Here is a 20,677-nt window from a genome sequence, read left to right as displayed (position 1 = left end):
TCGTGAAACTTACTGCACTCGCGCCTCACGCATACACGGCTCAGCCGATGGCGCGGGAACGCGCCTTGAAGGCCGCCTTGCGGGCGGCCTTGGCCGCTCCGTGATCTCTGAGGGAGCGTCCGAGCAGCTCAAGGACGTCGACGACCTCCGGATGGTCGACCCTCCACATCTCCTCGATCACGTGTGGCGGAGGACCCGAGGCGGACATGTTCTCGGCGAACGTCTCCGGATCCTCCTCGGCGGCGGGCATGGCCAGGGCGAGCATGTCCACGCTCATCCAGAGCATCTCCTCCTGGGTGAGCGTGGGAGCCGCCAGGCCGCGCGAACTCAGCCAGTGGATGGCGTGCGGGCGCAGCTCGGGCTCCTCCAGGAAGGCGCGCACCGCCTCTTCGGCGTCGGGGCCGAGGCGGTCGACGATCGTCACCGCGATGCCCCTCGCGACCGACGGCGCGCCGGAGACCGAACCGAACAACTCGGTGACCGCCTGCTCCGGTGTCCTGTTCTCCAGCCAGCCCCCGATGTCGGCCTCGGCCATCTCGGCGGGCATTCCGGAAAGCAGCCCCTCGATGAGCTCGGGCGCGTCGGCGGTGGTCAGATCGGCCGCCTCGGGGGCCTCGACGCCCAGGTCGGTGTAGAGCTCGCGCAGTCCCCACAGGGCCAGCGGGGTGAGTTCGAGCAGTTCCTCGCCCGGCTCGGCCATCCCGCAGTAGGCGAGTCGCCTGACGGCCTCGGGAACGTCGATCTCGCCGCCCTCGACCAGGCCGATCTCCTCCAGGTAGTCCCTGACGAGGGGGATCGGCACGGGCGCCTGGAGGCGGTAGAGCATGTCGCACAGACCGTAGAGCTCCTCGTCGAGGGAGACGTCGCCCGTCACGGCGCCGCCGGTGTCCTTCTCGACGACGAACTCGACCGTGGCGGCCCAGATCTCGAGCGGATCGAAGTCCTCGCCGTCGAAGATCGCGCTGCCCTCGACCTGGACCAGGCCGGTGTGGACCGCGAGCTCCCACAGCAGCCCCGGGTCGGCCACCGAGAGCTGGGCGGCCGCCTCACCGGCGTCGCGGACCCGCAGGCGGCCCTTGAGGGTCGGGGTGCGGCCTCCGGCGAGCATCCACTGGACCAGCCTGCGCGCGTCGGTGACCAGCGGCACCCGCAGGGCGCTCTGGACGAGTGTCTCGCGGGGCGCCAGGCGCACGGGGGGAAGGGGCGAGCAGCCGGGACAGTCGCAGTGCTCGACGGCGGGCTCCTCGCGCACCGCGGAGACGGAGAGGATCGCGCTCCCGGCGTCCTGCTCCAGCGAGTCGGCGCCGATCGCGCTGAAGAGGCTCTTGGCCATGCCGAACCGGGAGGTGTCGGCGAGGGCGATGGGCATCTCGGGTTCGATCCGGTCGAGGACGGTCCTCATCCGGACGGCCATCTTGCCGCCGATCTCCTCGGTGGCGAGCAGGAAGTCGACCAGGGTGCGGGCGGCGGCGACGGTCTCCGGGGCGCTCTCCGGGGGGGCGATGACCTTGCGCGGGTAGATGTTGAGCAGCAGTTCCTCGAAGGTGACAGGGGTGAAGTCACCCAGCTCGTTCACGTCCAGATAGTCACTCGCGTAGTCGCAGAGCAGCCGCACCTCGTCCACGTCAACGTCAAGGCTGTGCGCACGCCCCCACGCGCGCAGGTCGTCTACGGCCCGATTCACCCATTCGATCGACACAGGGGAAAATTAACGGCTTACTGCCAGCACCGCGAATCGGGGAAACAACTCAAATCACATCTAGGGGGTCTATGCACACCTTGACCACCTCCGCCGCCTTGCGCGCGGAGCGTACTCCGGCGGCCCCTTTCAACGCCGCGGCCAGCGCCGGTCCCGAGCCCTGCGCGATCCGGACCATGGCACGTTCCCGCACTTGATCCCCCTTGGGAGAGGCCACCGGGACGGGGCCGAGCACCTGCGCCCCCGGGGGCAGGGTCATCTCGCCGATCATTTCCCGCACCGCCGCCGGAGATCCGGTGAGCGTCGCCATTTTCACCGCCGGGGGGAAACCGAGTTCTGTCCTGTCGGCCAGTTCTCTCTCGGCGTGGTTCACCGGATCCCAGCGCAGCAGAGCCTGTACGGCGGCGAGTGAGGAATCGGCCAGCACGACCAGTTCGGCCGAGGTCCGCAACAGGGCCGCCGCGTTCATCCACCGGCGCAATGTCTCCTCCGCGGCGCGCAGATCGGGCCTGCCGAGCAGCGCCCAGCCGTCCAGCAGCACCGCCGCCGCGTACCCCCCCTCGGGCACCGGCTCGGCGCCCGGGGTCGCCACCACCAGGGCGCGGCCCGCGCCGACGGTGGCGAGCACCCCGTCCCTGCCCGACGTCTTGACCTTCACCGAGGGGAAGGCCCTCCCCAGCTCCTCGGCCGTGCGGCGGGCACCGATCACCAGGGCCCGCACCCGGGCGCCGCCGCAGGACGTGCAGCGCCAGTCACCCGCGATCCGGCCGCACCAGCGGCAGTACGGGGCCACGTGACCGCCGCGCAGCGCGAACGGGCCGCCGCAGTGCCCGCAGCGGGCGGTCGCCCGGCAGCTCTGGCAGGCCAGCGCGGGCAGGTAGCCCCGGCGGGGGACCTGCACCAGCACGGGACCGCTCTCCAGCCCGGCACGCAGGGCCCGCCAGGCGAGGCTGGGCAGCCGGGCGGCCCTCGCCGCCTCGTCCCTGGCCAGCTCCGAGTCCTCTCCCGCCGGACGGACCCTCGGCGCCCTCGCCCTCACCGTCGCGCGGGCCGCGACGATGGGCCCCGCCCAGCCCGCCGCGATGAGCCTGGTCGCCTCCGCCGTACGGGCGTATCCCCCGATGAGCAGGCCCGCCCGCGCCCGGTGGGCGCGCAGGGCGAGAACCTCCCTGGCGTGCGGGTAGGGGGCGAGCCGCTCGGAGTGCAGGTCGTCGCCGTCGTCCCAGATGACCGCGAGCCCGAGATCCCTGACCGGGGCGAACGCCGCCCCCCTCGTCCCGACCGCGACCCGCACCTGCCCCCTGGACACCCGCAGCCATCGCCGGTAGCGCTCGGCGGGCCCGAGGTCGGCGGTGAGCGCCACGTGCGCGCCGGGCTCCAGAACGGCGCTCAGGGCCGCGTCGAGCAGACCCACGTCCTTACCGTCGGGAAGCACCACGAGGGCTCCCCTGCCCCCACGCAGGGTCTCCCGTGCGGCAACCGCGACCGCCTCCGGCCACGCGGGCCCGCTCTCCCCGGTGCCCGGCAGGGCCGTCCACACCGCGCGGGGGGCGTCCCCCTTCGCCAGGGCCGCCAGGAACGCCTCCCCCTCCGAGTAGTCCGCCCACGGCCCGGGCCCCTCTCCCCGCACCGGATCCTGGGCGGCTCGGGCCGGTGCGCCCTGGGCCGGGACGGCCGAGGGCGACACGGTCAGGACCGGGGTGACCGAGATCGAGTCGGCCGGGGTCGGGGCGCCCTGAGCCGGCGGGACCGGACTCGGAGCGGCCTGAGCCGGTGAGGCCGGACTTGAGACGGCCGGGTCCTGGGCGGCCGGGGTGGGGCTCTCGGCCTCGACCCTCGCGTGGCGGGGCGGGATGGCGAGGCGCAGGACGTCGGCCATGGTCCCGGCGTAGTGGTCGGCGACGGCGCGGGCCAGCGCGGCGATCTCCGGGGTGAGCACGGGCTCGGCGGAGACGACCCTCTCCAGGCGGGTCAGCTTGCCCTCGTGCTCGGTGGTCTCGGCCCGCTCCAGCAGGAACCCGTCGACGAGCTTGCCCGCGAACCGGATGCGGACCCGGGTCCCCGGCACGGCGGCGGCGGCCAGGGGGGCGGGGACGAGATAGTCGAACAACCGGTCGAGGTGCGGCAGCGGCGTGTCGACGAGGACCCGCGCGACCGGCAGTTCGGCGGCCGGCTCCGGCACCCCTCTCACCGGCTCGGCCACCCCGGAGGCTTTGGCCGTCCCAGCGGCCCTGACCACCCTGGCGGCCCTCACGGCCCCGGCGCGGCCACCCCGCGTCCTCGTGGGACCGCCCGGCACGTGCCGCTCACGGACCGCGTCGAGCGGCAGCAGGGCGTCGTCGTCCGGCGAAGGGCTGGCGTGGGTCACCCACCTGTCCTACCAGACCCGGGCACCCCCTCCAGACGACGGCGGGGGGACGGGCCGGTCCCTGCCGCCGGCAGCCAGGTCCCCGTACCGGTGACAGCCCGGTCCCGTGCCGCTGACGGCGGAAGGCGGACGCGGCGCGATCGCCCGCAGGGCCGGTCGAATGGAGCGGCCCTGTCGCAATCGTCCGCTGAGCCGATCAGATGGAGCGGACGCGGCGCGATCGCCCGCGGGTCCGGTCAGATGGAGCGGCGGTGGGTCCAGCGGCCGCCGAGCAGGGTGCCGAGGATCGGCATGTGCCGCAGGCCGTTTCCGTCCAGCCCGGCCGGATCGTACTCGGTGATCACCAGGTCGGCGGGGTCTCCCGGGCGCACCCCCGTACGTCCCCTGGCCGACGCCGCGAGTGCCACCGGCAGCGGGATCGCCTGCTCCGGGTGCCACGGCGGCCGCTCGTCGTCGGTCCTGGCCACGGCGGAGGCGATCCCGTCCCACGGGTCGAGCGGCGCCACCGGGGCGTCGGAGCCCAGCTCGACGACCGCTCCGGCCGCCAGCAGGTCGGCGTAGGCGAAGGCCCTGCCGGTCCGTCCCCGCCAGTGCAGGTCGGCCACGTCGCGATCGTCCGGCGCGTGGGCGGGCTGCACGCCCGCGACCAGACCCTGCCTGGCGAACCTCCCGAAGTCCTCGGGGCGGACGAGCTGCGCGTGCTCGATCCGCCCCGGGCAGCCGACCCGCTCGAAGGCGTCCAGCGCGATGCCCACCGCCAGATCGCCGATCGCGTGCACCGCCGGGTCGATCCCGTGCCCGGCCGCCAGGGCCATCACGCCGTACAACTCCTCGGGCGCCGTCTCCAGCAGCCCGCGCGCCTCGCCGCCGGGGTACGGGTCCTCGCAGTAGGCGGTCCTGGTGTTCAGCGACCCGTCCACGAACGTCTTGACCGGCCCGACCTCCAGCAGGCCCTCCACGCCGGCGACGGGATCGCCGGTACGCAGCCCGCGGCCGATCGCCTCCTCCAGCCGGTTCACCGGGATCGAGCAGCCGACCCGGACGTCGATCCGCCGCGACCCCACCCGCCGGGTCCAGTCGGTGACGTTGTCGGCGAACTCGAAGTCCAGCACGCCCACGACACCCCTCGCCGCGGCCGCGGTGGTGGCCTCGGCCACCCAGCGATCCAGCTCGTCCTGCGGCGGCGGGGGCATCTCCGCCATCGCGTCGTAGCAGTCGCGCTCGCGCAGCACCCCCGTCGGGTGCTCGCCCCTGCCGACCACCGCCAGCGCGGCCGGGCTGAACCAGGCGGTGTGCAGATCATTGCTGACCAGGACGATCGGGCGGTCGGGTGCCGCCGCCTGGAGCAGCGACTTGTGCGGCGTGTCCGGCCACAGGCCATCGCGAAAGCCGTAACCGACCGTGAACCCGGACGCACCGGACCCGCCGAACGCGACAGGCGTACCGGATGTGTCCGCCCGCGAGACGACGAGATCGACCGCCTCCCGCGCCGACCGCGCCGAGGTCAGATCGATCCTGCGCCGGGCCTGCGCCCACTGTACGGAGTGCACGTGCGCGTCCCACAGCCCCGGCAGGAGGGTGCCGCCCCCGGCGTCGACCGACTCGTCGCAGGGGGGCGGCTCCGCGGCCACCTCCGCGACCCGGCCGCCGACGATCAGGACATGGCGGAGCGGGCCACCGGGCCCCAGCCGCGCGTTGCGCAACAACAGGCGAGAAGACGATGAGGACATAAGGCAGAGATTAGGCACGTGATCACCGACACGCTCAGGCTACCCGGCGGCGATGGCCCGCCCACCCGGCGCGACAGTCGGACCACCACGCCGACCAAGAACCGAAATCACCCTTCAGAGGTTGCCTGATGCGTAATTACGAGCAGTACAAAAAGGCGTAGCCCATGTAATGCCGGGGATTGTCGTACGGCCCCGGAGGGTAGGCGAACGGCTCTTCCGCAAATACGCAGTCATGCCTTCCTTCGCTGGCCTCATCCGCTTTGGCTTCCTCGATGGCCATCTGTATCGCGACCTGCGGATCCGCATCCCATCCCCAGCCACAGTAATCCGCGGCCGCCATGGCCGGCTGCGTCACCATCAGCACCGCCATGAAAACTGCCACCCCGAATATAGGTCGCACTCCGGCACGCCAGGTTTTCCACGACTTTCCCATTGATGTAACCCTGACCAACGTAAAAAATCTCACCTGATTAGATTTTCAACTGAACCGTACAATGCCTCGACGGCGAGCACAAAATGTGGCGTTCACCGGTGAAAACATGTCAAACCAGGATGGACAGCAGCCGCAACCGTTCATCGAGATCCCGGATGTGCCTGTTGCCCTCCCACGGGTGAAGCTGAGCGCGGGTCTGCCGTACGGAGTGAACCAGACGGGCGGAACTGTGCGCCACGACAGTCTGCGCGGCCTTGTCGATCATCTCGACGGCTGCCGGAATCTCCTGCTTCTTGACCAACGCAGTCGCGCATTCAAGCCGAAGAATGCTTTTAACCAGGGAAGAATCAGATCCCATCTTCGCGAGCTTTTGCTCTGCTTCGGTTATCGCCCGGTCGAACTGTCCAGCTTTGATCAAACAGAACACGGCGTGGCGAGCGATGCGGTCCGGTTCAAGCCAGAAAAGATGCCGAAGTTCCGCTCCGTTCCGGCTTCCATCCGCCAGCCTGACAGCACGGTCGAGCATCCGAAGCCCTTCCCCGTCGCGTCTCGTATTCGAGAGGACCCGGGCGACTATGGAGAAGGTCGCCGCCTGCTGCAGGCCGTTGCCACTGTTCTTGGCCCATCCCTCAGCTGCGAAGGCATGATCAATTGCCATGGTCCACTTGTCTTGATAGATCGCCATATCGGCCATCAGCCCGTGCAGATGAGCGAGGAGAGCAGGATCACCGAGTTCGTAACCCGCCGCCAACCCCTCTCTGTAGCGACGGCCAGCGTTCGTGTAGTCCATCAGGTCGTAGTGACACCAACCCGTCAGGTGGCTCAGGCTCCAGTAGACGCGAAGGAGGCGCTCTCGTAGTGCCTGAGCGAGGGAGCCTCGCTTGAGAATGTCGTCGACCAACGCGCGCTTGGCCTCGGCTATCGGCAGGACCCGCTGAGGGCCGGACGCCTCGTCCATGGCCCACAGCCGGGCCGTGAGTCGCTCCAGCACGTCGATGGTGGCCGCGTCGATCGGGTGCTGGTGGCGGGCGGCGACTGCCAGGCGTTCCCGTTCCGGTGGGGTGAGGTGGCGCAGCAGGCCCAGGGCCGGGGTTCCGCCCAGGAGCAGGGCGAGTTCGAAGAGCAGTTCGCGGCGTTTCACGTCGGCCTCCTCTGCGCCGACCGCGCGCAGCAGGTCGGCGCAGAGGGTGGGCGCGGGAACGAGTGGGGGAAGTGCCTTCGTTCCCTTGGTTCCCGGGATGGCCGGTGCGGACACCTCGCGGCGGTAGTGCGCGTCGAGGTGACGGTGATCCGTCTGGTCGATCAGGTCACGGTCGCGTACCCCGTAGGAGGCGTAGACCTCGTCGGTGACCAGGCGGCGGGCGGTGGTCTGGTAGATACGCGCGAAGATGGCGATCGCCCCGGCACCGGGACGTCGCCCGGCCTGCGGCCATGCCTCGTAGTCGTAGAAGCGCGCGGCGCGCAGGGTCGCGGTGCCCGCGGGGTCGAGGTCGTTGTAGGCGGCCACCACGTCGCCCGCCGTGCGACCGTGGGCGTAGCGGTACAGGCGCAACGGGCTGACCTGGTGATCGAGGGCGAACACCCCGGCGATCTGGTCGAACGTGAGGCGGCAGGCCCGCAGCGCCTCGCTGCGCCGCCTGCATCCCAGCAGGATCCGGTATCCCTCTCCGGGCATCCTCGACTCCCTTCCCCGAACACACACGGATCGTATGCCTGCGGTCACGGAGAATGACAGTCCGTGAGGGAAGTGGGGATCCTCGACCGTTGGACGCGACGTTCTCGCAGGTCAGCGCCACTGTGCGCGGAGTATCCGATCGGCGGCGTCCCGGAGGGCTACCGCATGGGGGCACCGGGCCACTGTTCTGCCAACGATTTTCCCCTGACCAGGAGAGCAGGAGAGCGCGCATGACCACTGCCCACGACGGCGTGGCCCCGGAACTCATCGAGGCGATGGTACGGCTCAGCCCCGGCGGCATGACCTGGCGGCGGACCTTCCCCGGTCATCCCCGTCAGGTTCCCGAGGCTCGACGCTTCGTCCGGTTTCTCCTGGTCGACTCCCTCTTCGGCCAGGACGCGGAGCAGGTCGTCGCCGAGCTCGCCGCCAACGCGATCCGCCACACCGCGAGCGGGCGACCGTACGGCACGTTCGTCGTCGAGGTCGTCCGCAGGCCCGAGGTCACCCGCGTGACGGTCTACGACTCCGGCCAGGGCGCCGTCCCCACCCTCCTCCACCCCACCCTTCTCCGCGAGGGCGGCCGAGGTCTTCCCCTGGTCGTCGCCCTCGCCTCCCGGGTCGGCTGCCAGGGCACCCGGTCCCACGGCCACGCCGTCTGGGCCCAGTTCACCGGCGAGAAGCACCCCGCATCCCCCGAGTGCTCATGACGAGCGGGCCGTCATGAGCACTGAGCCTGCTCGGAGTTCGAATTCTCAGCCGGCGTTCAGCCTGGTGATGAGCTCATGCGCGACGTCCATGAACTGATCGCGTGAGGACGTCGTCGTCTGCAGGTCGACGAATGCCTCGTGGGCACCGGCCTGGGCGAGGGTCAGCAGGTAGTCACCGATCTGCCGCACGGTCCCGACGTGCGGTACCTGGTCGTCGGGCGCGGGAGAATCGGTGATCTTCGGATTGACGCGCACCACCATTCGCAGGGACGACGGGTCCCGGTCGACGCGTGCCGCGGTCTGCAGCGCCATATCCCACAGGGAGGTCAGATAGGGCATGGGTATCGCCGCGCTCAGCCAGCCGTCGGCTCGCCTGCCGATCCTCTCCATGGACGAGGGCGTGTAACCGGCGAGCAGGATCGGGGGGCGCGGCCGCTGGAAGGGCTTGAGGTCGATGTGCGACGGCGGCACGGTCCACAGCGCACCCTTGTGCTCGACGACCTCACTGCTCCAGGCGGCCTCCATCACGTCGAGCGTCTCTTCGAGCCGGGCTCCCCTCCCCTGCCAGGGCACCCCGGTCGCGGTGTATTCGTCACGCAGCCATCCGAGACCGATGCCGACGTCCAGCCGTCCGTGGCTGAGCAGGTCGAGCGAGGTCAGCATGCGGGCGAGCAGGACCGGCGGTTGCCACAGCGCGTTGAGCGTGCTGGTTCCCAGCCGGACCTCCCGAGTGCTGACGGCGGCGAGTGTCAACGCGGTCAGCGGGTCGAAGAACGTCGCGAAGGCCGGAGGGATCTCGCCGTCTCCTCCCGGGTAGGGGTCGCTGGGTTCGAGCGGCACCATGATCCGATCACCCGCCCACAGGCTGCTGTAACCCATGGCCTCCAGATCCGCGCTGGCCTGCCGGATGAAATCCGGGTCGGCGAAGGCGCCGTACTGCGGGACTGTATATCCGATCTGCATGAGCTGCTCCTTGATACTTCGCCATGGAAAGCCGGGAGGGACTGAGGCGCATATTGCGTACGCGTCTCGATACCCGGACGCTCCCGGTCTAACGTCCAGGGAGACGTTAGGCGACACCTCTTGGACATGATTTGCAATCGGGTTGGAGTGTGGCCTCCGGGCCCTAAAAGCCCACTTAAGACCTTGATGTGATGTCTCTTCGGGGCAGCACGACCGGGGCGTTCCTTGGTCTTCTGGTGGCCCGTCACGCAACCTTGGTCGGGTAACTGTTCCAGCTGCGGATGGGTGAGCCGGCGGCGAAGTTCGTCTTGGGCTGGGCTCGGGCGTTGCGCCGGCGCACGTAGGTACCGATCGCCGCGTTCTGCTGCCGGCCGGTCAGGACCGGGCAGGAGTGACCGGCGGAGCTGCGGGCTCAGCTCTTGAAGTAGTGTCCCGCGTTCAGATCGGCGATGAGCCCGGGTAGGCCGGGACGCCAGTCCAGCAGCTTCTGGGTCAGGGCGGAGGAGGCCGGCATGTCCAGCGTGACGAAGGGGGCCAGCCAGCCGAAGTGCTCGCCCGCCTCCCGCGCGGGGATCGCGGTCACCGGCACGCCGAGCCGGCGCCCGATGACGCCGGCGACGTCGCGTACCGGCACACCCTCCTCGGCGACGGCGTGCAGCCGCGCGCCCGCGGGAGCCTCCTCCAGGGCCAGCCGGTACAGGTGAGCGGCGTCCAGCCGGTGCACGCTCGGCCACCGGGGGTCGCCGTCGCTCACGTACGCGGAGACGCCCTTCGCGCGGGCGATGCCGATCGCGGCCGCGACGAACCCCGGGTCACCTTCTCCATGCACCAGCGGCAGCCGCACTACCGAGACCCGCACTTCGCGCTCCGCGAACGACAGCGCCACCTGCTCGGCCGCCCCTCGGGGCGAATGCGTCCCCGGCTCGTCCTTCTCGGTGCCGACGCGGCCGGGCGGGAGCAGGCCGGTGCCCGAGGTGACCACGAGCGGCCGGCCGGACCCCGCCAACGCCTCGCCGAGCGCCGCGATGGCTCGCCGGTCGGTCTGGTTGGCGGCCTCGAAGTTCGCGAAGTCGTGCACGAAGGCCAGGTGGATGACGCCGTCGGCGGCGGCGGCCCCGTCGCGCAGGCCGGCGAGGTCGTCGAGCGAACCGGGGTGGGGCTCGGCTCCGGCGGCCCTCAACGCTGCGGCGGCCTCATCCGTACGGGCCAGACCGGCCACCTGATGCCCGGCCTCGATGAGCTCACGTACGACGGCGGACCCCACGAAACCCGTGGCGCCGGTGACGAAAACACGCATGATGATCTCCTTCTTCAGCGGTGTTCCCATCGTCGGAGCCGGTGCCGTGCGGCGTCCAAAGCCTGTCGCTCATCGGGCGATACGTTTCAGGCATCACCGCAGTAGGCTGCGGGCATGCCCCAGTCGCCCGATCTCGATCTGCGGCTCGTGCGCTACTTCACGGCCGTCGCCGAGCACCGGCACTTCGGCCGCGCCGCCGAGGCCCTGCACATCACCCAGCCGTCGCTGAGCCGGCAGATCCGCGCCCTTGAGCGGCAACTGGGCGCCATCCTGCTCGACCGAACCCCGCAGGGCACGCGACTCACCGAGGCCGGCGAGGTCTTCCTGCCCCGCGCGAAGACACTGCTGCACGCGGCCGCCCAGGCGGCGGCGCAGGCCCGCGCCGCCGCTCGGCCCAGCCGCATCACCATCGGGTACACGATGGGCCTCATCGTCACGCCGGCCGTGCGCGAGCTGCGCCGCCTGCATCCGGATGCCGACGTGCGCACCTCACACGTGGCCTGGAACGAGCCGCGCCCCGCTCTGCTCGACTACCGTGCGGACGCGGTGGTGACCCGGCTGCCGTTGGCGACCGACGGGCTCGACGTGACGATCCTGTACGGCGAGCCGCGCGTGCTGCTGCTCTCGCGCGACCACCGCCTGGCGGGCAGGGGATCCGTGACGCTCGCCGACATCGCCGACGAGCCGTTGCCCCGACTGGCCGACCCGGACCCGGCCTGGGAGGCGTACTGGCGCATCGATCCCAGGCCCGACGGCCGCCCGGCCCCCGACGGCCCCGTCATCACCGACATCGAGGACAAGGCCGAGCTGATCGCCGCCGGGGAGGTGGTGGCCATCATAGGCGGCCCGCCCCTTGTCAACCTCCGACCGGACATCACCTCGATCCCTCTGGAGGGCGTCGAGCCGAGCCACGTCGTGCTGGCGACCCGGGCCGGCGACCGCAACCGCCTGGTGTCGGCGTTCCGCAAATCCGCCAGGGCGCTGCTCACCGGTTCGCGGGCACCCCTGAGGTCGTCGGAGGCGGCGGGTGGTCCGGCGGGTGAATGACGTACGTCACGCCGCCGCTGCCGGTGCTGCGCAGCCACACCTTCTCGAAGCCTCTCCGAGCAGGACCGGCAAGCCCTTGTCGAGCTGATCGACCACCGCTGCCACTACCGGCGCAGATCCCAACCATGATCCCGAGGTGTCACCGGAGTACTAGACGGAGGTGAAACCAAGCGCCGCGGCGGCCTCGCTCTGCGCGGTGTCACGACTGGCGAAGCCGAGCTTGTCCCCCGGCTCCTCCAGAAGCGGCACGGCCGCCAACTCCGCGGTGGCGAGATGCATGGCGTCGAGCGCACGAAGGGCATGGGCGTAGACGATCTCCACCGCCCGGCGCTCCACGGCGTCACGGGGAGCGCTCAGCAACGTGACCGGGCCGTCCTCTCCAAGGTCCGCCGCCAGTACGGCAAGTCTGGTGTCCAGTTCCAGCAGCCGCCTGGCGCGAGAGGCGCGGACCAGCACCCCGGTCACCTCCACCACGGTCAAGGTGCTCGTGACGAGGAGGTGTTCGGGGTCTTCGAGGAGGTCCCTGGCCCGGTCGTGACCGGGTTCGTCGCGGAGGTAGGCGCAGGCCAGGACCGAGGAATCGACGTAGGTGAGCACGAGGTCAGCGGCCTTCCGCCCAGAGGTCGTCGAGGACCGGTCCCGCGCCCTCGGTGGCCGCAAGCGCTCGCTCCCGGTCGGCTTCGGTCACGGGAGGGGAAGGGGGTCGTTCGGCGAGCACTCCGAGCCTTCGCGCTCGGGCACGAAGCTCCGCCCGGGCGTCCAGCGCCTCGTCGGAGACGCCGTGGGCGAGGATCTCCCCGGCGGTCGCGTTGATGGATCGGCCGGTGCGGCGGGCCCTTCGCGTTATGCGGCGATGAAGATCGTCATCGATGCGGAGAAGGAGTTGCTTCATTCATCGATGATATCAATTAAAGCCTTGAAAGTGATATCACTCGCCGTCGAGGGACACGCTTTCGCGGTCGTGATCCGGTATCCCGCCGGGCGGGACAGCGGCCGGGAACACGAACGGCCCCCGCGAAGGAGTTCGCGGGGGCCGTCTTGGAACGTGCGGGTCAGAGACCGGCGGCGGAGCGCAGGGCGTCGGCGCGGTCGGTGGACTCCCAGGAGAAGCCCTCGCGGCCGAAGTGACCGTACGCGGAGGTGCCCGAATAGATCGGGCGGAGCAGGTCGAGGTCGCGGATGATCGCGGCCGGACGCAGGTCGAAGACCTCGAGCACGGCCTGCTGGATCTTCTCGACGTCGGTCTTCTCGGTGCCGAAGGTCTCGATGAACACGCCGACCGGGTGTGCCTTGCCGATGGCGTAGGCGACCTGCACCTCGGCGCGGTCGGCGAGACCGGCGGCCACGATGTTCTTCGCGACCCAGCGCATGGCGTAGGCGGCCGAGCGGTCGACCTTGGACGGGTCCTTGCCGGAGAAGGCGCCGCCACCGTGGCGGGACATGCCGCCGTAGGTGTCAACGATGATCTTGCGGCCGGTCAGGCCGGCGTCGCCCATGGGGCCGCCGATCTCGAAGCGGCCGGTCGGGTTGACCAGGAGGCGGTAACCCTCGGTGGCGATCTCCAGACCGGCGAGGACCGGGTCGACCACGTGCTCCTTGATGTCGGGAGCGAGCATCTCCTTGAGGTCGATCTCGGCCGCGTGCTGGGTGGAGACCACCACGGTGTCGAGCCGGACGGGCGTGTCGCCCTCGTACTCGACGGTGACCTGGGTCTTGCCGTCGGGGCGCAGGTAGGGCACCGTGCCGTCCTTACGGACCTGCGACAGACGCTCGGCGAGACGGTGCGCCAGCAGGATCGGCAGCGGCATCAGCTCGGGGGTCTCGCGGCAGGCGTAGCCGAACATGAGCCCCTGGTCACCGGCACCCTGGCGGTCGAGGTCGTCGCCGGCCTCGCCCTCACGGTTCTCGTAGGCGTCGTCGACGCCCTGCGCGATGTCGGGCGACTGCGCGCCGATGGACACCGACACGCCGCAGGAGGCGCCGTCGAAGCCCTTGTGCGAGGCGTCGTAACCGATCTCGAGGATCTTCTCCCGGATGAGGCCGGGGATGTCGACGTAGGTCTCCGTCGTCACCTCTCCGGCGACGTGGACCTGACCGGTGGTGATCAGCGTCTCGACCGCGACACGGCTCTTGGGGTCACCCTTGAGCATGGCGTCGAGAATCGCGTCACTGATCTGGTCGGCGATCTTGTCCGGGTGGCCTTCTGTGACCGACTCGGAGGTGAAAAGGCGACGGGACAAGTCAGTGGCTCCTCATGCAGCGGCTGCTGGCGTCTGGGGGCTCTGGCGTCGGCGGACACCAGTAGCGCTCCGGCGAATTCTAGCCCCACCCGATGTGGAGCCGCGAAATCGTCTCAGATCGTGTCACCTTAAAGTCTCGGCGCGCATACGGGAAAGAGCCCTGCCCTCGGGCTCGAGAGGGCCTCGGCCACCGTACGAGGTGCGCTCGACCGCAACATAACGGCGAAGTACATCAAAGCCCGTTTTTACTCATAAATCAGGCAACGGGTCGGGAGGCAGCGTCTCCGGGGCGAAGACCTCGGCGTCGGCGGCGGCGATCACCGCGGCGTACTCCTCGTCGATCTCGAACACCATCCCGCCGAGTTCGATCGCCGCGCCCATGGAGAGCTCCAGCGGGCCGAGCCGGGTGCGACGGGAGTGAGTGGCGTACACCGAGGTCGGCTCGTCACGATCGAAGAACTTGGTGGAGATCACGCAGATGGTGCGATCGGTGACCACGATGAGGAAGGTCGCCATGCACGGATTTCCCACCGACAGCGCCGGCAGGACGTAGTGGATCTCCTCACCCGGGGGAAGCAACGCCCGGCATCGAGCCCTCACGGCGGCGGCGACCGGCATGATCGAAACCCCTCCCAGGCGCGACATCGCAGGTCATCTCGGACGAAGTATCCGCCGGGAGATGGCCTACGGCAAGGGGGCAGGCCAGGCGCGCGGCGACAAGACGGCCGCTCGGCCTCGGTCGGCGTCCGAGGCGCGGATCAGGCCAGGCGTGCGGCGACGAGATCCCAGACCGTGTCGGCGAGGGACTCCTTGGGCCCGCGCGGGATGTCGACCCGCCCCCCGTCCGCGGCCAGGACCACGGCCGCGTTGTCGGGCGTGCCGAAGGCGAGGCCGTCACCGACCTGGTTGACGACGAGAAGATCGCAGCCCTTACGGGCGAGCTTGGCCCGCCCGTTGGCGAGGACGTCGTCGGTCTCGGCCGCGAATCCCACGATCACCTGCGGGTACGGCTTGAGACCCTCGCGGCGCCGCTCCCCCAGCTCCGCCAGGATGTCGGGATTTTTCACGAGATGGATGGCATCAGGCTCGTCGGCGGTCTTCTTGATCTTCGATCCGCTCCGCGCCGAGGGCCGGAAGTCGGCGACGGCGGCGGCCATCACCACGGCGTCGGCTCCCTCCACCGCCTCCAGCACGGCGTCACGCAACTCCAGGGCCGACTCGACCCGGACGACCCTGGCTCCCGCCGGATCGGGCAGGGCGACGTTGGCGGCCACCAGGGTGACCTCGGCCCCCCGGGCGACGGCCGTGCGGGCCAGCGCGTAACCCTGCAGGCCCGAGGAGCGGTTGCCGATGAAACGGACCGGGTCGATCGCCTCGCGGGTGCCCCCGGCGGAGATCACCAGACGGCGACCGGCGAGGTCGGCCGGACGCCCGGCGATGACGCGGCGGCAGACCTCGAAGATCTCCTTCGGGTCCGGCAGCCGGCCGGGGCCGGTGTCGGCGCCGGTCAGGCGGCCCACGGCGGGATCGACGACGATCGAGCCGCGCTCGCGAAGCGTGGTCACGTTGGCGCGGGTCGCGGGGTGCTCCCACATCTCGGTGTGCATCGCGGGGGCGAACACCACCGGGCAGCGCGCGGTGAGCAGGGTGTTGGTCAGCAGGTCGCCGGCCAGCCCGTGGGCGGCCTTGGCGAGCACGTCGGCGGTGGCCGGCGCGACGACCACCAGGTCGGCGCCCTGCCCGATGCGGACGTGCGGAACCTCGTGCACGGACTCCCAGACATCGGTCGTGACCGGGTTGCCGGACAGCGCGGCCCAGGTCGGCTCGCCGACGAAGCGGAGAGCCTCCCTGGTCGGGACGACGCGCACGTCGTGGCCCGACTCGGTGAACAGGCGCAGCAGCTCACACGCCTTGTAGGCGGCGATGCCCGCGCTCACGCCGAGGACGACCCTGGGCCTGTCAGGAGACCCGGCTTCTTCGGGGGTCCGCATCGAGGTGGCTTCAGCCCTCGATCGGCTCGGAGGTGAGCAGGCCCTCGCTGACCTCGCGCAGCGCGATGGACAGCGGCTTCTCCTGCGCGTGGGTCTCGACGAGCGGGCCGACGTACTCGAGCAGGCCCTCGCCGAGCTGGGAGTAGTAGGCGTTGATCTGACGCGCCCGCTTGGAGCCGAAGATCACGAGACTGTACTTGCTGTCGACGATGTCGAGCAGGGCGTCGATCGACGGGTTGGTGATGCCTTCGGAGTAGGCGGCGCTGGTTGCCACGTGTGATTTCCCCTAGCTAGGTGAACGTCCGAGGTGCGAATCCTCGGGAGCATCAGCCAACAAGGCTATCAGCCGATGGCATACGTCCTGGACGGACGTGTTGACGAGTGTCAGGTCGAATTCCTGCTCCGCCGCCATCTCGATCCGGCCGGCCGCCAGGCGGCGGGCGATGACGTCCTCGGGCTCGGTGCCCCTGCCACGCAGGCGCTTCTCCAGCTCGCCCCACGTCGGGGGGGCCAGGAAGACGAGCAGGGCCTCGGGCATGGTCGCGCGGACCTGCCTGGCGCCCTGGAGGTCGATCTCCAGCAGCGTGGGCACCCCGGCCTCAAGCTTCTCGATCACGGGGCCGCGCGGGGTTCCGTACCGGTTACCGGCGAACTCGGCCCATTCCAGCAGCTCGCCCGAGGCGGCGAGGCGGTCGAACTCCTCGTCGTCGGCGAAGAAGTATTCGACGCCGTGGGTCTCCCCCGGACGGGGCTTCCTGGTGGTCACCGAGACCGACAGCCACACCTGTGGGTGTGCCCGCCGAAGCTCGGCGACGACCGTGGACTTGCCGACGCCCGACGGCCCGGACAGGACCGTCAGGCGCTTACCTGCCGGGAGCCCGGGGAAGGCTCGCGCCCTCTCCGGACCTACGGCCGGGGATGTGGAGCGACCGGCCCCGCCCTCGGCGGTTGCCTCCGGAGTCCGACTCTCGTCGGACCACGACGTTGCGGTCACTCCAAACCCCCCGTGATGCCGTCCCCCATGCGGGGCGAGCGTGGTCGTATGAACCGAGATTAGCTCTCGGCCCCGCCGAACTCACGCTCGAGCGAAGCTCGCTGGTTCGTACCCAGACCCCGCACACGGCGGGACTCTGCGATGCCGAGCTTTTCCATGAGCTGCTTGGCGCGGACCTTGCCCACGCCGGGAAGCGACTCCAGAAGAGCCGAAACCTTCATCTTGCCGATGACGTCGTCGGCCTGCCCGTCTTTGAGCACCTCAGCCAGAGAGACCGCACCGTGCTTCAGGCGGTTCTTCACCTCGGCACGCTCTCGGCGGGCCTTGGCAGCCTTCTCTAGGGCTGCGGCGCGCTGCTCAGGGGTAAGGGGAGGAAGAGCCACGCCGGGTCACCTCGAATTTCCTGTCGATGTACTCGGACGGGATGGGAAACTAGCTGGTCATGGCGCTTCAAGCAACGTCAAGGCCACTTTATCCCCCTAGAAAATCTACTTCGTGACTTTGTGTGCGCGCCATGTCGCTTTCCGTCGACAAAACTGCTCTCATCGCCGAGTTTTCAGGGGTTGTCTCACCCGCGACGCCCGACGGTCTCCCACGCCTCCCGACACGCGAAACCGGCTGGTTTCCCGCATCGCCTCGCGCGCGGAGCCGGGTGGTTTCCGGCGTTACCCCACCCGCGACGCCCGGGGTCCGCGGACCCCCGTCCGCGACGCCCGGCGGTCTCAAAACCCACCCGCGACACCCGACGGCTTCCAAACCTTCATCCGCGACGCCCGGCGCTCTTCGAACCCGACCGCGACCCCGGCCGGCCTTCCGAACCACCTCACCCCCGAACGCCGGACGGATCCCGGACCGTCCCCACCCGCGAACGCCCGACGGAATCCGGGCCACCTCACCCGCGAACGCCCGACGGATCCCGGGCCGTCCTCACCCACGAGACCCACGAGCGCCCGACGGAATCCCGGCCGTATCCCGGCCGTCCTCAGGCGCGCTGCCCCGTGGCGGCCGAAACCCGCCGCAGGGCGGCGGCGATGCCCGCGGCCGTCGCGCCCGGGTCGGCGGAGCCGGTGATCGGGCGGCCGATCACGAGGAGGTCGGCCCCGTCTGCCAGAGCCTGCTCGGGAGTGGCCACTCTCGCCTGGTCCTGGCTCGCGGCGCCCGCGGGGCGGACGCCGGGGGTGATGAGGGTGATGTCGGGTCCGACCTCGGCGCGCACCGCGGCGACCTCGCGCGGCGAGCAGACGAGGGCCTGGGCGCCCGCGGCGACGGCCAGCGCCGACAGGCGGCGCACCGCGTCCTCTGAGGGGCCCCTGACACCCATCAGGTCCAGGTCGGCCTCCGAGAGCGAGGTGAGCAGCGTCACCGCCGCGATCTGGGTGTGGGGCATCGCCTCCACGGCCGCCCGGATCATCGCGGGGCCGCCGGCGGCGTGAACGGTCAGGATGGCGGGCTTGAGCCTGGCGACGGCCCTCGCGGCGCCCGCGACGGTGTTGGGGATGTCGTGGAGCTTCAGGTCGAGGAAGACCCGCACTCCGCTCGCCCCACGGACGGAGGCGATCACGTCGGGGCCGTAGCGGAGATAGAGCTCCAGACCGACCTTGACGGTGGTGACGTGCGGGGTGACCATGCTCGCCCAGTGGGCCGCGGTCTCGAGGTCTGGCGCGTCCAGGGCGACGGCGATGGGTGCGGGCGTCACAGGGAACTCTCCTCAAGATCAATCCGGTGCCGGGTGGACGCCCCCGGCGGGCGGTGGGCCAGCCCGACCGCGTCGGCCAGCCGGTGGAACCCTCGGGCCGCCAGAAGCTCCTCCAGCTCGCGGAGGATGCGCAGGCAGGCGTAGGGGTCGTGGAACAGCGCCGTCCCCACGGCGACGACACAGGCGCCGGCGAGGATGAGCTCGAAGGCGTCCCTGCCGGTGAGCACGCCGCCCATGCCGATGATGGGCACGCTGGGCAGGGCCGCGTGGACCTGCCACACGCAGCGTACGGCCAGCGGACGGATGGCCGGTCCCGACAGACCGCCGGTGACCGCCGCGAGCGTGGGGCGCATCGCCTCGGTGTCGATGCTCATGCCGAGCGGGTTGTTGATCATCGAGAGCGCGTCGGCGCCGCCGTCCACGCACGCGCGCGCGACGCTCACGATGTCCATGACGTCCGGGGAGAGCTTGGCCACCACGGGCACGTCGTACCGCATCACCGAGCGCACCGAGGCGATCACCTCCGCGGAGGCGGCGCCGTCGCGGGCGAAGACCCGGCCGCGGTCCTCGATGTTGGGGCACGACAGGTTGACCTCCACGGCGGTGACGCCGGGCGCGTCGGTGAGCCTGCGGGCCAGCGCGGTGTACTCGGCCACGGTGCCGCCGCCGATGGACACCACGGTTCGTACGCCCCGCTGCGACAGCCAGGGCAGCTCACGCTCCAGGAAGGCGTCCACGCCCGGTCCCTGGAGCCCGACGGCGTTGAGCATGCCCGAGGGCGTCTCGGCCATCCTCGGGGTCGGGCGGCCCGCCCTGGGGGCCATCGTGATCGACCGGGTGGTCAGCGCGCCGATCCTGGCCAGGTCGAAGAACTGGGCGAGCTCGGAGCCGGACGCCGCGCACCCGGCGGCCGTGGTGACGGGGTTGACCAGCTCCACGTGCCCCAGGTACGTCCGCATGTCAACCGGCATGCCGCGTTCCCCCACCGGGTGCTCCCAGCGCGTCGAACGGGATCGTGCCGACGTCGTCGAAGCGGACGCGCTCGCCCCTGAAGACCGGTCCTTCGACGCACGAGCGCACCATCCGGGTTACCCCGTCGTCCCCGATCACCGGCAGCACGCACGTCATGCACACGCCGATCCCGCACGCCATGCCCTCCTCGACGGCCACCTGGACGGGGATGTCGAACTCGACCGCCACCGCGGTGACACCGCGCAGCACCGGCATCGGGCCGCAGGCGTAGACGGCGTCGGCCCGCACGTCGGCGATCACCCCCGGCAGCACGTCGGTCACCCGGCCGCGCATGCCCAGGGAGCCGTCCTCGGTGGTGAGCGTGGTGGTCTCCCCCATCCTCCTGGCGCGCAGGGCGCCGAAGACCCGGTCGGCGGAGACCGCGCCGAGGACGAAGTCGACGCGGCAGCCGCGCCCCTGCAGGGCGTCGGCCACGGTGAACAGCGTCGCCGCACCGTGCTCGGCACCGACCAGGACGCAGGTCACCGGGTCCCTGGGGAGCGGGAACGGGCGGCCGAGCGGGCCCACCAGGTCGAGGGTGTCGCGGGCACGGCGCTCGGCGAGCCAGGCCGTGCCGGGGCCGCGCACGGAGAAGACGAACTCGACCGTACCCCCGTAGTCGGGCTTGACGTCGTGGACGAAGAAGGCACGACGCGTCAGCATCGACGTCCGGGCACCGCCGACGGCCACCCCGACGAAGTGGCCGGGCCGGAAGCGCTCGGCGATGCCGGGCGCCACCACGGTCAGCGCATGGTAGGCGTCGACGCGGCGCGTCGTCAGCACCGTGCCGGTCACCTGTACCGGGGTAACAGGCGTCTCCCTCACC

Annotated in this window: 20 protein-coding genes; 2 read left to right on the top strand and 18 right to left on the bottom strand. The window is 70.7% G+C overall.

Annotated features, from left to right (window positions below):
* Positions 1-40: 40 nt before the first annotated feature.
* The 5 genes from AB0B90_RS11615 to AB0B90_RS11595 all read right to left on the bottom strand — a co-directional run bounded on the left by AB0B90_RS11615 (position 41) and on the right by AB0B90_RS11595 (position 7,905).
* Complete coding sequence (locus AB0B90_RS11615) at positions 41-1,684, bottom strand: hypothetical protein (RefSeq protein ID WP_362922302.1); 1,644 nt, start codon at positions 1,682-1,684, stop codon at positions 41-43.
* Between the two features lie 64 nt (positions 1,685-1,748).
* The gene (locus tag AB0B90_RS11610) at positions 1,749-4,067 is read right to left on the bottom strand and encodes a primosomal protein N' (protein WP_362922300.1); all 2,319 of its coding nucleotides are present in this window, start codon (positions 4,065-4,067) and stop codon (positions 1,749-1,751) included.
* A 236-nt stretch (positions 4,068-4,303) separates the two neighbouring features.
* A complete protein-coding gene (locus tag AB0B90_RS11605; protein WP_362922298.1) occupies positions 4,304-5,797 on the bottom strand; it encodes an amidohydrolase family protein in 1,494 nt (497 codons plus the stop codon).
* 136 nt (positions 5,798-5,933) lie between these two features.
* A complete protein-coding gene (locus tag AB0B90_RS11600; protein WP_362922296.1) occupies positions 5,934-6,167 on the bottom strand; it encodes a hypothetical protein in 234 nt (77 codons plus the stop codon).
* A gap of 172 nt (positions 6,168-6,339) precedes the next feature.
* Positions 6,340-7,905 carry a hypothetical protein gene (locus AB0B90_RS11595; protein ID WP_362922295.1) on the bottom strand — a complete coding sequence of 522 codons (1,566 nt, stop codon included), beginning with the start codon at positions 7,903-7,905 and terminating at the stop codon, positions 6,340-6,342.
* 230 nt (positions 7,906-8,135) lie between these two features.
* Between AB0B90_RS11595 and AB0B90_RS11590 the strand changes: the two genes are divergently transcribed.
* Positions 8,136-8,612: an ATP-binding protein gene (locus AB0B90_RS11590; protein ID WP_362922293.1), complete on the top strand. Its 477-nt coding sequence runs from the start codon at positions 8,136-8,138 to the stop codon at positions 8,610-8,612.
* 45 nt (positions 8,613-8,657) lie between these two features.
* Here the strand turns inward: AB0B90_RS11590 and AB0B90_RS11585 are convergent, their stop codons facing one another.
* Complete coding sequence (locus AB0B90_RS11585; RefSeq protein ID WP_362922291.1) at positions 8,658-9,575, bottom strand: TIGR03619 family F420-dependent LLM class oxidoreductase; 918 nt, start codon at positions 9,573-9,575, stop codon at positions 8,658-8,660.
* Positions 9,576-9,987: 412 nt separating this feature from the next.
* On the bottom strand, positions 9,988-10,872 hold the full coding sequence (locus tag AB0B90_RS11580; RefSeq protein WP_362922289.1) for an SDR family oxidoreductase: 885 nt from the start codon (positions 10,870-10,872) through the stop codon (positions 9,988-9,990).
* A 114-nt stretch (positions 10,873-10,986) separates the two neighbouring features.
* On the opposite strand from AB0B90_RS11580, the gene AB0B90_RS11575 reads away from it, so the two are divergent.
* On the top strand, positions 10,987-11,919 hold the full coding sequence (locus AB0B90_RS11575; RefSeq protein ID WP_362922287.1) for a LysR family transcriptional regulator: 933 nt from the start codon (positions 10,987-10,989) through the stop codon (positions 11,917-11,919).
* A 150-nt stretch (positions 11,920-12,069) separates the two neighbouring features.
* On the opposite strand, the gene AB0B90_RS11570 is transcribed toward AB0B90_RS11575, so the two are convergent.
* The 11 genes from AB0B90_RS11570 to AB0B90_RS11520 all read right to left on the bottom strand — a co-directional run bounded on the left by AB0B90_RS11570 (position 12,070) and on the right by AB0B90_RS11520 (position 20,646).
* Positions 12,070-12,516: a type II toxin-antitoxin system VapC family toxin gene (locus AB0B90_RS11570; protein ID WP_350948049.1), complete on the bottom strand. Its 447-nt coding sequence runs from the start codon at positions 12,514-12,516 to the stop codon at positions 12,070-12,072.
* Between the two features lie 4 nt (positions 12,517-12,520).
* Positions 12,521-12,811, bottom strand: a complete 291-nt coding sequence (locus AB0B90_RS11565) for a hypothetical protein (protein WP_350948048.1) — start codon at positions 12,809-12,811, stop codon at positions 12,521-12,523.
* Between the two features lie 160 nt (positions 12,812-12,971).
* Complete coding sequence (gene metK / locus AB0B90_RS11560) at positions 12,972-14,159, bottom strand: methionine adenosyltransferase (protein ID WP_350948047.1); 1,188 nt, start codon at positions 14,157-14,159, stop codon at positions 12,972-12,974.
* 249 nt (positions 14,160-14,408) lie between these two features.
* The gene (locus AB0B90_RS11555; protein ID WP_350948046.1) at positions 14,409-14,804 is read right to left on the bottom strand and encodes a hypothetical protein; all 396 of its coding nucleotides are present in this window, start codon (positions 14,802-14,804) and stop codon (positions 14,409-14,411) included.
* 113 nt (positions 14,805-14,917) lie between these two features.
* On the bottom strand, positions 14,918-16,150 hold the full coding sequence (coaBC, locus tag AB0B90_RS11550) for a bifunctional phosphopantothenoylcysteine decarboxylase/phosphopantothenate--cysteine ligase CoaBC (protein ID WP_350948045.1): 1,233 nt from the start codon (positions 16,148-16,150) through the stop codon (positions 14,918-14,920).
* Between the two features lie 10 nt (positions 16,151-16,160).
* Positions 16,161-16,424, bottom strand: a complete 264-nt coding sequence (rpoZ, locus tag AB0B90_RS11545) for a DNA-directed RNA polymerase subunit omega (protein WP_030909981.1) — start codon at positions 16,422-16,424, stop codon at positions 16,161-16,163.
* A 12-nt stretch (positions 16,425-16,436) separates the two neighbouring features.
* Positions 16,437-17,009 (bottom strand): guanylate kinase, encoded by a 573-nt coding sequence (gene gmk / locus AB0B90_RS11540; RefSeq protein WP_350948144.1) that lies wholly within the window; start codon positions 17,007-17,009, stop codon positions 16,437-16,439.
* A gap of 194 nt (positions 17,010-17,203) precedes the next feature.
* On the bottom strand, positions 17,204-17,527 hold the full coding sequence (gene mihF / locus AB0B90_RS11535; protein ID WP_350948044.1) for an integration host factor, actinobacterial type: 324 nt from the start codon (positions 17,525-17,527) through the stop codon (positions 17,204-17,206).
* Positions 17,528-18,126: 599 nt separating this feature from the next.
* Positions 18,127-18,840, bottom strand: a complete 714-nt coding sequence (gene pyrF / locus AB0B90_RS11530; protein ID WP_350948043.1) for an orotidine-5'-phosphate decarboxylase — start codon at positions 18,838-18,840, stop codon at positions 18,127-18,129.
* A complete protein-coding gene (locus AB0B90_RS11525) occupies positions 18,837-19,811 on the bottom strand; it encodes a dihydroorotate dehydrogenase (RefSeq protein ID WP_350948042.1) in 975 nt (324 codons plus the stop codon). The genes pyrF and AB0B90_RS11525 overlap by 4 nt, the downstream gene beginning before the upstream one ends.
* Positions 19,801-20,646: a dihydroorotate dehydrogenase electron transfer subunit gene (locus AB0B90_RS11520; RefSeq protein ID WP_350948041.1), complete on the bottom strand. Its 846-nt coding sequence runs from the start codon at positions 20,644-20,646 to the stop codon at positions 19,801-19,803. The genes AB0B90_RS11525 and AB0B90_RS11520 overlap by 11 nt, the downstream gene beginning before the upstream one ends.
* Positions 20,647-20,677 lie beyond the last annotated feature (31 nt).

The sequence above is a fragment of the Streptosporangium sp. NPDC049078 genome, assembly GCF_040648855.1.
Classification (GTDB): domain Bacteria; phylum Actinomycetota; class Actinomycetes; order Streptosporangiales; family Streptosporangiaceae; genus Streptosporangium.
Note: the sequence above shows the minus strand (reverse complement) of the source record. Positions and strands in the feature narration are given on the sequence as shown.